Source organism: Aurantimonas marianensis (assembly GCF_024195285.1).
GTDB lineage: Bacteria > Pseudomonadota > Alphaproteobacteria > Rhizobiales > Rhizobiaceae > Aurantimonas > Aurantimonas marianensis.
On the sequence record NZ_JALHBS010000068.1, the window covers coordinates 1 to 12,524 of the forward strand.

Here is a 12,524-nt window from a genome sequence, read left to right on the forward strand (position 1 = left end):
TCTTGCCGGTCGAGGTGCCGCCGGCGACGAGGATGTTGGCTCGGGCCGCGACTCCGTCGCGCAACGCGGTGGCCTGTTCGGCCGTCATGATCCCGGTCGTGACGTAGTCGTCGAGGGTGAATACCGCGACGGCGGACTTGCGGATCGCGAAGGCCGGGGAGGCTACCACCGGCGGCAGGAGTCCTTCGAACCGCTCCCCCGTCCCGGGCAGCTCTGCCGAGACGCGCGGGCTCCCGGTATGGACCTCCGCGCCAACATGATGGGCGACGAGACGGATGATCCGCTCGCCATCCTCCGGCGCCAGGCGTTCACCCGTATCGGACAGGCCTTCGGAGAGGCGGTCGATCCACAGTCGCCCGTCCGGGTTCAGCATCACCTCGACGACGCCTGCGTCTTCGAGAAAGCGGGCGATGGCCGGACCGAGCGCGGTGCGCAACATTCGCGCGCCGCGTGCGATGCGTTCCGAATTGTGATGCGAAGCCGCCATCTGATCCCCGATTTCGACAGGGACAAATCAGACGGTCCCCATGCGGGGATGATTAAAAGGGCCTGATTTAGGGCCGATTCAACAAGGAATTAGCGTCGTCGTAGTGTGGCGTGCAAAGACAGGAGAACGGCGGCGGTTGCCTTTGCCGAAGAGTGACGGCGGAACACATGGGATAGGAACTACGTCGTCGCTCGGCGCTATTGACTGCCTGAACCGCTGACATCCTCGGAAATCTCCTGCCTGAGCTTCGGCCCTTTGGCGAGGCGCCGGCCGAGAGCGGTAATGAACGCCTCATAGCGCTCGCCGGCTTTGGCACGCGCGGCCTGTGCAGCTGGCTCCGGCAAAGCCGGTGTCGTCGCGAGCCAGAACCGGACGAAGATTGCAAGGGTCTCGACGGAAATCCCGATATCGCGCTCCAAGCGGGTCATGCGGCGGTCGACCTGGTCGAGGCGCTTGGCGATCGCGGCCTCGCGCCTTTCAGCGTCATCCGGCGACAGGAAGGAGGCGATCGCGGCTTCTGCGATCATGGACTGCGATTGCTCGCGACGGGCGGCATAGTCCGCCAGCATCGTCTTGATGTCCGGGTCGATATAGACGGAGATCTGCGCTTTCTTCTTGCGGCTGGACATGGCCTAGAGCTCCATGCCGTCGTTGGGGTCCAGTGAGACCTGCCGCGCCACACGCTGCATCATGCGGTTGATCCCGCTCGTGCGCGCAGTCTCCTCCTGATCGTCATCGGCGGGATCGATCTCGAACTCGTTTTCAAGCGGGGCCTTCTTCTCGATGGGTTTGGTACGGCTCAACTCGGGCTGGCGGCGCCGTTCTGAATCGGTCGTGTCCTCCTCCGGTGCAGCGCTGGCAGACATGTGAGCGGTTTCCAACGGGCTCGCCGGCAATGGCAGACCCGTCCAGTCATCAGCCTTCGTATGCACGGATTCGGTGTTCGACGGCGGCGGCAGGATGCGTTCTTGGAAACGTCCGTCCTCGAAGTAGCGGACCTTCTTCGCTCGAATAGGCGATGTCCCGGCGACCATGACGATCTCGTCGGCTGGCGGAAGCTGCATGACCTCGCCGGGCGTGAGCAGCGGTCGCGCGGTTTCCTGCCGCGACACCATCAGGTGGCCAAGCCAGGGCGAGAGTCTGTGCCCGGCGTAGTTCTTCATCGCCCGCATCTCGGTCGCAGTGCCGAGCGCGTCGGAAACTCGCTTGGCCGTGCGCTCGTCATTGGTCGCGAAGCTCACGCGAACATGGCAGTTGTCGAGGATGGAGTTGTTCGGCCCGTAGGCCTTCTCGATCTGGTTGAGCGACTGGGCGATGAGAAAGCTCTTGAGCCCGTAGCCCGCCATGAAGGCGAGCGCGCTCTCGAAGAAGTCGAGGCGACCGAGCGCTGGAAACTCGTCCAGCATCAGCAGCAACCGATGCCGTCCGGCCTTGGCGTGCAGGTCCTCGGTAAGGCGCCGACCTATCTGGTTGAGGATCAGGCGGATCAGCGGCTTTGTGCGGTTGATATCGGAGGGGGGCACGACAAGGTAGAGCGACGTCGGATGCTTACCGCCGACGAGATCGGCAATGCGCCAGTCGCATTGGCGCGTCACCGTTGCAACGACAGGGTCGCGGTAGAGGCCGAGGAAGGACATGGCGGTGGAGAGCACACCGGAGCGTTCGTTGTCCGACTTGTTCAAGAGTTCGCGCGCGGCGCTGGCGATGACCGGATGTGGGCCGGATTCGCCGAGATGCGCCGTCTTCATCATCGCGGCGAGCGTCGACTCTATCGGTCGCCTTGGGTCGGAAAGAAAAGCGGCGACGCCGGCGAGCGTCTTATCCTTCCCGGCATAGAGGACGTGGAGGATGGCACCGACCAGCAGCGCGTGGCTCGTCTTTTCCCAGTGATTGCGCTTCTCAAGCGACCCTTCCGGATCGACGAGGATGTCGGCGATATTCTGGACATCGCGCACCTCCCACTCACCGCGCCGGACTTCCAGCAGCGGATTGTATGCCGACGATTTCGGGTTGGTCGGATCGAACAACAGCACGCGGCCGTGCCGCGATCGAAAGCCCGCGGTGAGCTGCCAGTTCTCCCCCTTGATGTCATGGACGATCGCAGAGCCCGGCCAGGTCAGCAGCGAAGGGACGACGAGGCCAACGCCTTTGCCCGAGCGGGTCGGCGCGAAACACAGCACATGCTCCGGCCCCTCATGGCGCAGATAGTCGCCCTTGAGCTTGCCGAGAACCACGCCGTCGGGTCCGAGGAGACCGGCCGCCTTGACCTCATCGGGCCGTGCCCAGCGCGCGGAGCCGTAGGTATCGACGCTCTGTGCTTCGCGCGCCCGCCAGACGGACATGAGAATTGCCACCGCAATCGCAATGAAGCCGCCCGAGGCGGCGATGATGGCGCCCTCGATGAAGATCGGCGGGGCATAAGCGTCGTAGAAATACCACCACCAGAAGAAGGCCGGGGGATAGTAGATCGGCCATCCCGCGAACTCGAACCAGGGTGCGCCGAGCTGGGGCTGGAAGCCGAGGCGCCAGGCCGTCCACTGCGTCGCCGCCCAGGTGGTAGTGAGGACGATCGTGAAGACGATGAGGATCTGACCCCAAAGAATTTTTGTTCCGGACATAGCCCATATTCCAAGCAAATATCGGTACGTTGGGGGCCATGAACGGGGCCAGCAAGGCCACTCTTTCTCCAGTCGTAAGAACGGTGGCTAATGGATAAAGAACGGCGGGCTGACGATGTCCGAAAGCGTCATTCGGTTGGATGCGAAACGGAATCCGATCGCTGTAGGCGGCGGTGTTCGGACAGATTCGGAGGATGCCCGCTACGCGCCAAGGACATCGATCCGCAGTTTGGATCGGCAACTCGCACCGACAATACCGCCCGGGACTTCCGAGCGTGGTCCGCTGCTTCTTGTCCCGTGTCTTGTTGGGATCTTCGATCGCCTCAACCGACTGGATGTATTCGGCAATATACTCCGGCGGCAGGCCGTGTTCCCTGCCACCTGCAAGGACAAAGTCCTTGTACCAGCTATAGGGTTTGAGGCTGTCGTCGATATAGTCTGGGGTGGCGAGATAGGTAAGGACCTTCCGCCTGCGACCTTTGTCGTTGATGACCGTGACCATCGCGTGCTCGTAGCCGCTGCCGACGCCTTCGGCCTCATCTAGCTTGGCTCGCTCGGCAGGATCGAAGCTGAACAGGATTCCGATCACGCTATTGTCGTTACCACTGGCAAATGCGTTGCACTTCCCGGACTTGTCCGCGCTGCGCTTATGGAAGTGAAGCGCATGACCCGGCAAGGTAGCGATGCCGAGCGGCTTGCAGCTCGGCATGCGTTCGCGCAGCCGGGCGGTCGACATGTTGGACCCATAGGCAAAATAGACGACTGGCTCCGGTGGCCCGGTCTCTGTGTTCTTCAGCGCCGCGATCGTGGGATCGCCCGGCTTAAGGATCGTGCGCAGCGGTACAGTCATTATGCTGCACTCGTTGGTTTCTTCGCCTTCGCGTGTGATGATCGACTGTCCATCCTCGAGGTCGAGGATTGGAACAGGCCTGCCAGTCCAACCGCAGTCGGTGCAGCGCGGTCGTTCCCAGAGTACGCCGGGTGCCGCGGTGTTTTCGCCCTGTTCGGGTTCGAGATGTGGCGAGCCGCATTTCGAGCATTCCACGGGCACACTGCGCAGCTCGCGAAGGATCAATGAGGTCGCCATGCCGCTGGCGTGTTGGGTCAACGAGTGCGCCATGTCGGCATCAATCCAGGTGGCCGACTTTGAGTGCGTCAGCCAGTTGGAAAACGTCCATGCGGACTCAAGCGCACCCTTGAGAGTCCCACGACGCTCCTTGTTGGTGTCGCCCGGGAGAAGATCGTTGCAGATGAACTCCGCCCACGCGCGGAAGTTCGCGCGCTGCGGCGGTGTGTCGGTCCACGTTGCCGCGTCCTGCGCGACGCCGATCAGCTCAAGTAGCGCCTCGCGGCAGCGGACGCCGACGGCCTGATAGCCCGCGAGGTTATGCGCCTGTGTCACGGCGGTGCCGGCTTCTTCGATCTTCTCGAAGACGGGACCGAACGGGACGATGCGCAGATCGTCTTCCTGTTGTTCTTCCGTACGCGGGATGCGGAGGATCAGGCCAATATGGAAGGTCAGAGCAAGGTCCATATTCGGGAACTGCTCCTGAGAGTAGAGGTTTGTGCCGCCCGTAATGACCCACCAGCGATCCTTGTTGGTGTGGATGTCCCACACGTCATGGCGGGTGTTCAGGACGGCCTCCGAGTAGACCTTCTGCATGAATGTCACTTCGAGGTCGGGCGCCTGCCATTCAAAGTATTCCCGGACTTCCTCGATCTCCTCGTCGGTGGCTTTCAACATGAACGGCTCCCGCGATGAGCTCGTCGCACCGCGCTGCAAAGGGTTTGCGAAGGCCTCAACAATAGTCCGATGTCACTGAGCTTACAAAATCCGGCGCGGCAACGCGGGATGTCCTTGTGCTCGAAGCTGTCCTTCGCGAACAGTCTGGTTGCACCCGCTGACCAACATTCAGCGGCTCAGCCCTCGCTTGCGGCCGAAGCTCCAATCAACGCCGCCATCGCCACGCGCGATGCCGGAGACGTGGCGGCCAAGGTGCTTTTCGAGCGAAGGCGACCAGGGTACCAGCTGGAAGCCGAGACCATCGTCGATCATCGCGAAGCGGCCGGAGGCGAGCGTGAAACGCTGGCGGTAGGCGCCGGCGACGTACTCGCCGTTGGTCGCACGCTGGAAGGGCTGGCCGGTCTGAGCCGCGAGCTTCTCGCCGAGTGTGTCCACTTCGCGCCGGCGGAGCGTGTTGAGGAGATTGCGACTGAAGATGATCCGCCGGCCCTGCCGTTCGGCGAAACCTTGCTCGATCAGGTGATCTGCACGCCGGTCCAGAGCATCGCGGACTTCGGCGCCGAACCCGCCTTCCGACAGGGCTGCGGGATCACGCGCGATGTTTTGCCGATCCAGCCAGGTTGCGCCCGATGCGGTCACCTGCCGTTCGATGTCGAGATCGGAACGCACCGCGAGCGCGACACGCCGCTGTCCGCGGGAGTCGTCATAGGCGCGCAGCTCGACGATCGAGCCTGGCGTGCTGTCGCCGGCCGCATCGAGATCGGCGAGCTTGATGTGGTGGGTCCGTCCGTCGACGCCGTCGACCACGGCATAGGCCGTGCCCTTCAGTTCGTCGTCGAGTCCACGTTCGACCAGGCGGCCGACGATCGGCGTGTCGAGACTTTCGGCGGCCAGCACGTAATCCGCCGATCCGCGCCCGATGCCGCGCTCGGTCAGCGCCCGGTGCATGCGCTTGATGGTGTCACCGCGTTCGCCAAGTTCGCGCAGCGTCGCCTCGGCGTTGTCGTCGATCATCCATTGGCCGGGGCCGACCTGCTCGGCCAGGCCGAGCGTCTCCAGCTTGCGCAGCCGCCCGACCTTGAGCGCGTGGAATTCGTCGGGCTGCTCGCCCGGATGCGGCGCGAGGTCGATGATGCCGGTGCGCCGGCTGTCGCGAACGAGCTGGCGATCGAGCTGCGTCCAGCGCTCGGAGGCGATCTGGTTCTCGAGGCTGCGCCGGATATCGAGGTCGGTGCGCGGCCCGAGCTCCTGGGTGATCAGGTCGCGCGCCCGATCACGCATGCCCTCCTTGATATAGTCGCGCGAGATGACGAGGTCCTGGCCGTCGTCGCGCACACCGCGCACGATCAGATGGACATGCGGATGTTCCGTGTTCCAGTGATCGACGGCCACCCAATCGATCTCAGTGCCGAGATCCTTCTCCATCTGGCCGACAAGATCGCGGGTGAAGGATTTGAGGTCCGACATTTCGAGTGCGTCGTCGGGCGAGATGATGAAGCGGAAATGGTGGCGGTCGTCCTCGCAGCGCTCGGCGAAGGCACGGCCATCCGTCTCCTCCTCTCCCGGCCCGAACAGCCGCGCCTTCTCTCCATCGCGGGTCACGCCGCCGCGGCGCAGATAGTCGAGATGTGTGCCGAGCGGCGCGGCGCGCGCGGAATGCCGGACCACACGCGCCTTGATCACCGCGCCGCGCGAGCGCGCCGTGATGAGCCGGTTGGCCTGGATGCTGGCACGCTGGCCATGGCCGAAGCGCGAGCGATTGCCGGAAACGACGCGGCCGGAGCGCGACACGCCTCCGCCCGCCTTCTTCGCGGCCGCGAGCGCCTGGGCGATGAAGGGGCGCGCGGCCTGTGCACGCGTCGAGCGGATGCGGCCGGGACGGATGCGGAACTCGCGATCATCGGCCATGGCATCGCTCCGCAATGTGCGAAAACCCGCGTAGACACAGGCCCTTGAGCGGTCCGCGCACATTGCGCCAAGGCCCGGCAATGTGCGGAACGCGCCAGAAAATCCAAGCAAAACAACCGACCGACCGGCGCGCAATGTGCGCCCTTTTATCCTGCCATCGTTCGGTTGTTGGGGCTGCCACCTCCACTTGCGCTCGCCATGCTACGCCAGAGCCCGACAGGGCATGAATGCACATGGCGTCAGTCACGACGAGCCCCTTGTGCTGCCGTGGGCGACGAATACCGATTCCGACTGTGGCTGTTGATTGGGTTCGCGCTCCTCCGGGACGGGGGAGGGGGACGTCTTCGACGGCTCCTCGGAGGCACGGTTGTCGACACTCCGGCGGTCGTTTGAACGCGGCACGAAAAGCGGTGCCTCGCGCCAGTCCGGAGGCGATGGCGGTGCGGCCGGAGCGTTCAGCGACGGCACAGCGGCGCCAAGCGCGGGCGCAAGCAAATCGACATAGGCGCGCGTTTCGGCAGGCAGCGGCCGCCCCGTGGCGAGGTACTCGTCGTAGCGGGCAGGCCCCGCATTGTAGGCCGCCAGCATCGCGGCAATGGTGCCGTAGCGGTCGTACATTTCGCGCAAATAGGCCGCGCCCGCGTAGATGTTGTCGCGCAGATCGAACGGATCGCGGCCGAGGCGATAGCGGGCGCGCAGGTGATCCCAGGTATCGGGCATGACCTGCATCAGCCCCATCGCGCCCGCGGATGAGACGGCACGCATAGCGCCGGCGCTCTCGGCGCCCAAGACGGCGACGATCCAGTGTTCGGGAATGCGAAAGCGCCGCGCCGCCTCGGTAATATGAGCGGCGAATGGATGGCCGATCTGCTGCTGCCCGGTGGTTGCCGGCTGAGCAAAGACGGCGCCGCTTTCGACCAGGCTGAGGGACAGGCCGGAAAGGAGAAGGAGGGCAATGCGGCCGCAAGGGCCGCACCGCCGCAGTGCTGGGGACAAGCGGACGCAGCGCATCGTTCAGTCCTGATCGTCGCGCTTTTTCGGGCGGGTCCAGTGCAGGCCCCAGTCGCGTCCGTCCTCATCCGACTGGAACAGCCGGGCGCGGATCGGAAGCGGAAATGCCGGATCGTCCAGGACGACCGAGATGAAGGTGCCTGCCCGCTCGCCGGAGTGTTTCCAGCCCGCGCCGACCTCCGGACCGTCTTCATCACCGAGATGAACCCGGTAGGCGGGCGCGTTCTCGCTGTCCGCATTGTCGGCGGGGACGAAGGTGAGTTCGCAGTCGAACGAGAGGGTGCGGAGTCGGCCCAAATATCCTCTGGGCGTGCGTGTGAATTGACCGATCTGGGGCATGGGAAACTCCTTTTGGTTGCGGTGGGATTGCAGGAGGGCGCGCGTCGTCACCGCATCGGCGCTCGCCAGACGAAGCGGCCGTTTCCGTCTTCGTCGGTGTAAAGGGGGACGGCCCGGCCGATGACGGTGGTGGCCGGGAGCGGGCCGAAGTAGCGACCATCGAGACTGTCGGGGACGTCGATGTTCATGAGGAACAGCTCGTCCGGCTGGACGCGGCGGCAGCCGTGCCAGACCGGCAGTGGGCGGCCGCGACTGTCGCGGTCGCGCGCTTCGCCGAGCGGCACATCATCGACCGTGATGGCGCGGTTTACGCGGCACACCTGCTGCCCGGGAAGGGCGATGACACGCTTCAGGAGCGGCACGTCGCGGCCGATATAGCCGCGCTCGACCATGAAATCTTCGAGCGGCTCGGGCGGCATCACCGCGACCAGGTCGGGAACTTCGAGACGCTCGGCCGGATCGATCCGATAGAGCCCGATCGGCGCGCTGACCGACACGTTCCAGACGAGCCTGGTCGATGTCGGAATGACCGCTGCTGCGGCAACGCCCATCGCGGCGACGTAGGTGAGCATGACATAGCCGAAGCGGGTCATTGTTCGATCTCCCGCCGCTTGAGCCATGCCTGATGGCGCGCAAACGTGTAGGAGCGCGGTTCGTGACCGGCGTTCATCCTGTGCGTCACATGGCGCCAGTGGTCGGGGGCGACGTCGCAGGGATCGACGCCGGCGGCTTCCACCGCGTCGATATGCAGGAGCACTTTCTCGACCTTCGGCCAGCCTTCGATCTTGAGGAGGATTTCGCCGCCAGGACGCACGAAAGGCAGCGTCTGATAGGCGGCGCCGGCGTCGACGGCGCGCACGATGTCGATGCGCGAGATGACGGTGCCGAAGTCGTTTGCCGCCCACCGGACAAAGGCGAAGATGGCGCCGGGACGAAAGGACACGACACGTCGACGACGATCGAGAATCCGGTCACCGGCTTGGCGGCCGAAGCGGATCCAGTATTCGATCCGGTTCTCGATCCAGGTCAGCTCGACATGGGTGAGCGCATCGGAGCTGTTGGCGGACGGCACTGGGCCGCCGCCAACGCGGGGGGGCGCGGTGCCGGTCATGAAGGGTCTCCTTCGTCTGCGGGGAATTCGCGGGCGAGCAGGTCGCGGAGCATGTCGGCGACGGTCTGTCCGCGCCGGAACGCCGCGATCTTGATCCGGCCGCGCAGTTCGGGCGTGACGTCGATCGTCAGCCGGGCGGTGAAGCCGGCGGCGCTCGCGTCGCGCGCCGACGGTGCATCCGACGCCTTGATCCAGCGCTCGGGATCGGCGGGGCGTGACGCGAAGCCGCGTTTCGGAGCGCGCCCGCTCATGGCGCAAGCCTCCCCACCTCGGCGCCAAGGGCAGCGCCCTCGCGCGCGGCCGGGCTGTCCTCGTCGATCTCGAAGACGAGCCGCCCGGATTGCGCCGTATCGGCGAAAGCGACGCGCTGACCGATCCGCGCCGACAGCACCGGCGGATCGTGATCGGCGAGCGTCTCGGCCGTCTCGCGGGCGATGACGGTACGCGCGCCGCAGCGGTTGAGAACGAAACGGGCGGCAAGCTGCGGGCGATAGATGCGCGCTTCATGCAGGAGCGACAGCATCTCGGCCGAAGCCCAACCATCGAAGGGCGACGGTTGCACCGGGATCAGCACCAGATCAGCGGCGAGCAGCGCCGAGCGCATCAGCGAGGCGAAACGGGGCGGTCCGTCGATGACAATGTGATCGGCGTCCCGCGCCAGCTCCGGCGCCTCGCGATGCAGCGTGTCACGCGCGAGGCCGACGACGCCGAACAGGCGTGGCAGGCCTTCGCGCGCCCTCTGCTGCGACCAATCCAGCGCCGAGCCCTGCGGATCGGCGTCGATCAGGGTGACGCGCCTTCCCTGCCGTGCCCATTGTCCCGCGAGATGGAGCGCCAACGTCGTCTTACCGACGCCGCCCTTCTGGTTGAGGAACGCGACGATCATCGTCCCCCTCCCGGCTTGCGCCCGAGGGAGAGTCGCGATGGGTGAGCGGTGTCACTGCCCGTTGGCCGCGCTTCGGATGTTTTTCGGAAGAGCCCGTTGATGGCGGCAGCGACGGTGTTTTCCACATCGCTGCGCGCAACATAAGAGTTAGATTCTCTGTTAGATTCTAAGTTAAGGCCCGGAATCGTCGTTTCCGGCCAGAGACTTAACTGCGATCTCTGCGTGCGAAATCCCGATGGTCCTACGTGCGAAATCCCGATACCGCTTGCGTGCGAAGTCCCGACCGCGTCCACAGCGCTGTCCACAGGTCCTGTCGAGGACTTCGCCGGCAGGATGCGCAGCAGCTCGCGCCGGCCTTTGCGCTCGATGTGCAGGCGGTAGCCGGGCAGCGGTTGGCGCGGGACGATGCGCCGGAGCTGGAGCGCGAAGTCGGAGACGCGCATGAGGCTGCCGGACTTTTCGTGGAGATGGGCGAACTCGAAAATCCAGCCCCGTGCCTGGCGGCCGGCGTGCTTGCGCGCGACGCGGTAGAGCCAGCGTTCGATGCCGCCCGTCAGCCGGAAATAGGCCGGGTCGATGGTGAGCACCAGCGAGCGGTCGGTGACGCCGCGATAGAACCAGTCGGGCAGCACGAACTCCATGCCCTCGACGCCGCCGTCGCGCGTGACGCATTCCTCCCATTCGTTGATCCAGGAGAACTGGTGGCGGCGCCAATGTTCGCCCTGGCGGATGGTGGTGCGGATGACGGTCGATTGCAGGCGGGTGAGCGCCCCCTTCATCAGCTTGTAATCACGCTGGCCAGTTTTGCGGCCGATCGATGTCAGGAGCTGATAGGGCGTGAAGCGCACGAAGCGGGAGGTCTTGAAGCCCAGATTCTCGGCCTCGACGATCTGCGAGGCGGCCCAGATGAGGACATCGGCATCCCAGATGGTCGCCATCCCGTGCTCGGGCACGGCGAAGACCTCGACGCGGACGCCGCCGGCCTCATAGAGGATCGGTCTGATGCGCTTGGCCTTGGCGAGCGAGAAGAACGGCCGCTCCATGAGGTCGCGCTGGTCGCGCGGGCTGGCGTCGCCGGTCGCAACGATGAAGGGATCGAGCCTGGCTCGCTTGGTCGAGGTGATGAGGCGACGCCGCTTCATGATCGGACGTCTCAGCGACGGGTGCGGCTGGCGTGGGCCGCCGGCATCGGTTCATGGCGCTTGGCGGGCAGCACAGACCCACGCGGGTCGGAGGTGGAGGTGACGGCGCCCCGATCGGCCCAGGCCTGGAGATCCTCGATCGCATAGACGACGCGGCCTCCGAGCTTGCGATAGGCCGGGCCGGTTCCATAGGTGCGGTGCTTTTCCAGCGTCCGGCCGGAGAGACCGAGGAAACGCGCGGCTTCGGGAGTTCTGAGAAAGCGCGGCGGCAAGCCGGCGAGATTGGGTGACATGATCGGGCCTCCGTGGGTTGGTTGAGGCCGCTGGCGAAGAGCGGCGGACGCAGGCCACGGTGGCGAAGGAGAGCCGCGAGGGGGGAGTGCGAAGAAGGGAATGCCAAAATCGCACCCCCTCTGCCGACATCGGGTCAGGATCGGCGGCGATGACGTAGCAGCGCGCGATAGCCGCCGGCGATCATGGCGAAGGCGTCCTTGACAAGGTCCATGGTCGCGTCGCGCAGCGCCGAGGACTTCCAGGGATCGGATGCAACGCGGGACACGCCGTAAATGACGCCCGCGATCTCGCGGTAGGTCGCGCCGTTCATGCGCCCGTCGACCGCTTGCAGCATGTGGCGGGCACGCCGGCGTTGCTGCTTGGTCAGGCGGGCATCGGGCGGGACAGCACGGCCAAGCAGGGATTTAAGCAGACGCTGGACGGCTTCGAGCCGGTCGAGGCCGTCGAGATCGAGCGGGATCAGCGCGGCAAGGGGTTGGCCGCCAGCAACGCCTGCCAGCCGCAGGAGATGGAGAGCCTGCTTATCTCCGGGTTCGTGCAGGAAATGGACGCCCTGTTCGTCGGAGCGGGCGGCGGTTTCCTGAACGACGGTGAAGAGATTGCTATCGGCGGGAAGTATGGAAGGCGCGGTCGTCAGCAGCACCGTGCTGGTGTCGTCCTCGGGGCACCAGAAGACGGGAATTTCGGTCGCGTTGAGCGATGGACGGGCAACGAAATTGCAACCCCCAGCGTTTCCGCACCCGGTTCGTCAATTCCCGGAGATCGCACGCCGGGCGCCTGGTCTCGGCATAATCGCGCTGATAGTCGCCATTGCGCCGCAGCCATTCCCAGCCGAGATCGGGCGATACGAGATCGTCGAGATAGTCGTAGGTCGATGTCGACCGCCACCGGGATATGTCAGGGGTCATGGGCGTCCTCTGCGCGCTGTCTACCGGGAGGCGCACCATTCCCGGTTGCGGAGGCCGCCGGAAGCCCCGAAAGTGG

14 protein-coding genes and 1 pseudogene are annotated in these 12,524 nt (G+C 65.2%); all 15 read right to left on the reverse strand.

Going from position 1 to position 12,524, the window contains the following annotated elements; all coding sequences use genetic code 11:
* The coding region (locus MJ956_RS11375) for a P-loop NTPase family protein (RefSeq protein WP_253964581.1) at window positions 1-487 on the reverse strand (487 nt) is incomplete at its 3' end.
* A 197-nt stretch (window positions 488-684) separates the two neighbouring features.
* On the reverse strand, window positions 685-1,116 hold the full coding sequence (locus MJ956_RS11380; protein WP_253964582.1) for a CopG family transcriptional regulator: 432 nt from the start codon (window positions 1,114-1,116) through the stop codon (window positions 685-687).
* A 3-nt stretch (window positions 1,117-1,119) separates the two neighbouring features.
* The gene (locus MJ956_RS11385) at window positions 1,120-3,105 is read right to left on the reverse strand and encodes a conjugal transfer protein TraG (RefSeq protein ID WP_253964583.1); all 1,986 of its coding nucleotides are present in this window, start codon (window positions 3,103-3,105) and stop codon (window positions 1,120-1,122) included.
* A gap of 403 nt (window positions 3,106-3,508) precedes the next feature.
* Window positions 3,509-4,849 (reverse strand): annotated as a pseudogene (locus MJ956_RS18915) (gamma-glutamylcyclotransferase family protein); the annotation flags it as partial.
* A 168-nt stretch (window positions 4,850-5,017) separates the two neighbouring features.
* On the reverse strand, window positions 5,018-6,757 hold the full coding sequence (locus tag MJ956_RS11395; RefSeq protein WP_253964584.1) for a relaxase/mobilization nuclease domain-containing protein: 1,740 nt from the start codon (window positions 6,755-6,757) through the stop codon (window positions 5,018-5,020).
* 243 nt (window positions 6,758-7,000) lie between these two features.
* On the reverse strand, window positions 7,001-7,768 hold the full coding sequence (locus tag MJ956_RS11400) for a lytic transglycosylase domain-containing protein (RefSeq protein ID WP_253964585.1): 768 nt from the start codon (window positions 7,766-7,768) through the stop codon (window positions 7,001-7,003).
* 3 nt (window positions 7,769-7,771) lie between these two features.
* Complete coding sequence (locus MJ956_RS11405) at window positions 7,772-8,107, reverse strand: DUF736 domain-containing protein (protein ID WP_253964586.1); 336 nt, start codon at window positions 8,105-8,107, stop codon at window positions 7,772-7,774.
* Window positions 8,108-8,154: 47 nt separating this feature from the next.
* Window positions 8,155-8,700 carry a S26 family signal peptidase gene (locus MJ956_RS11410; protein ID WP_253964587.1) on the reverse strand — a complete coding sequence of 182 codons (546 nt, stop codon included), beginning with the start codon at window positions 8,698-8,700 and terminating at the stop codon, window positions 8,155-8,157.
* Window positions 8,697-9,218, reverse strand: a complete 522-nt coding sequence (locus MJ956_RS11415; protein ID WP_253964588.1) for a DUF2840 domain-containing protein — start codon at window positions 9,216-9,218, stop codon at window positions 8,697-8,699. The genes MJ956_RS11410 and MJ956_RS11415 overlap by 4 nt, the downstream gene beginning before the upstream one ends.
* Window positions 9,215-9,469 carry a hypothetical protein gene (locus MJ956_RS11420; RefSeq protein WP_253964589.1) on the reverse strand — a complete coding sequence of 85 codons (255 nt, stop codon included), beginning with the start codon at window positions 9,467-9,469 and terminating at the stop codon, window positions 9,215-9,217. The genes MJ956_RS11415 and MJ956_RS11420 overlap by 4 nt, the downstream gene beginning before the upstream one ends.
* Window positions 9,466-10,104, reverse strand: coding sequence for a ParA family partition ATPase (parA, locus tag MJ956_RS11425; RefSeq protein ID WP_253964590.1), 639 nt, complete (start codon window positions 10,102-10,104; stop codon window positions 9,466-9,468). The genes MJ956_RS11420 and parA overlap by 4 nt, the downstream gene beginning before the upstream one ends.
* Window positions 10,101-11,246 (reverse strand): replication initiator protein A, encoded by a 1,146-nt coding sequence (locus tag MJ956_RS11430; RefSeq protein ID WP_253964591.1) that lies wholly within the window; start codon window positions 11,244-11,246, stop codon window positions 10,101-10,103. The genes parA and MJ956_RS11430 overlap by 4 nt, the downstream gene beginning before the upstream one ends.
* Before the next feature lie 11 nt (window positions 11,247-11,257).
* Window positions 11,258-11,539 (reverse strand): helix-turn-helix transcriptional regulator, encoded by a 282-nt coding sequence (locus tag MJ956_RS11435; RefSeq protein WP_253964592.1) that lies wholly within the window; start codon window positions 11,537-11,539, stop codon window positions 11,258-11,260.
* A gap of 134 nt (window positions 11,540-11,673) precedes the next feature.
* On the reverse strand, window positions 11,674-12,183 hold the full coding sequence (locus MJ956_RS11440; protein ID WP_253964593.1) for a DUF2285 domain-containing protein: 510 nt from the start codon (window positions 12,181-12,183) through the stop codon (window positions 11,674-11,676).
* Entirely contained in the window at window positions 12,143-12,487 is a 345-nt protein-coding gene (locus MJ956_RS11445; RefSeq protein ID WP_341482721.1) for a transcriptional regulator domain-containing protein, read from the reverse strand. Before MJ956_RS11445 ends, MJ956_RS11440 begins: the two co-directional genes overlap by 41 nt.
* Between the last annotated feature and the right edge of the window lie 37 nt (window positions 12,488-12,524).

Excerpts from the sequence above, each read along its gene's own strand:
- MJ956_RS11380 (WP_253964582.1), bottom strand. The coding sequence starts at position 1,116 with ATGTCCAGCCGCAAGAAGAAAGCGCAGATCTCCGTCTATATCGACCCG.
- MJ956_RS11385 (WP_253964583.1), bottom strand. The coding sequence starts at position 3,105 with ATGTCCGGAACAAAAATTCTTTGGGGTCAGATCCTCATCGTCTTCACG.
- MJ956_RS11395 (WP_253964584.1), bottom strand. The coding sequence starts at position 6,757 with ATGGCCGATGATCGCGAGTTCCGCATCCGTCCCGGCCGCATCCGCTCG.
- MJ956_RS11400 (WP_253964585.1), bottom strand. The coding sequence starts at position 7,768 with ATGCGCTGCGTCCGCTTGTCCCCAGCACTGCGGCGGTGCGGCCCTTGC.
- MJ956_RS11405 (WP_253964586.1), bottom strand. The coding sequence starts at position 8,107 with ATGCCCCAGATCGGTCAATTCACACGCACGCCCAGAGGATATTTGGGC.
- MJ956_RS11410 (WP_253964587.1), bottom strand. The coding sequence starts at position 8,700 with ATGACCCGCTTCGGCTATGTCATGCTCACCTACGTCGCCGCGATGGGC.
- MJ956_RS11415 (WP_253964588.1), bottom strand. The coding sequence starts at position 9,218 with ATGACCGGCACCGCGCCCCCCCGCGTTGGCGGCGGCCCAGTGCCGTCC.
- MJ956_RS11420 (WP_253964589.1), bottom strand. The coding sequence starts at position 9,469 with ATGAGCGGGCGCGCTCCGAAACGCGGCTTCGCGTCACGCCCCGCCGAT.
- parA (WP_253964590.1), bottom strand. The coding sequence starts at position 10,104 with ATGATCGTCGCGTTCCTCAACCAGAAGGGCGGCGTCGGTAAGACGACG.
- MJ956_RS11430 (WP_253964591.1), bottom strand. The coding sequence starts at position 11,246 with ATGAAGCGGCGTCGCCTCATCACCTCGACCAAGCGAGCCAGGCTCGAT.
- MJ956_RS11435 (WP_253964592.1), bottom strand. The coding sequence starts at position 11,539 with ATGTCACCCAATCTCGCCGGCTTGCCGCCGCGCTTTCTCAGAACTCCC.
- MJ956_RS11445 (WP_341482721.1), bottom strand. The coding sequence starts at position 12,487 with ATGGTGCGCCTCCCGGTAGACAGCGCGCAGAGGACGCCCATGACCCCT.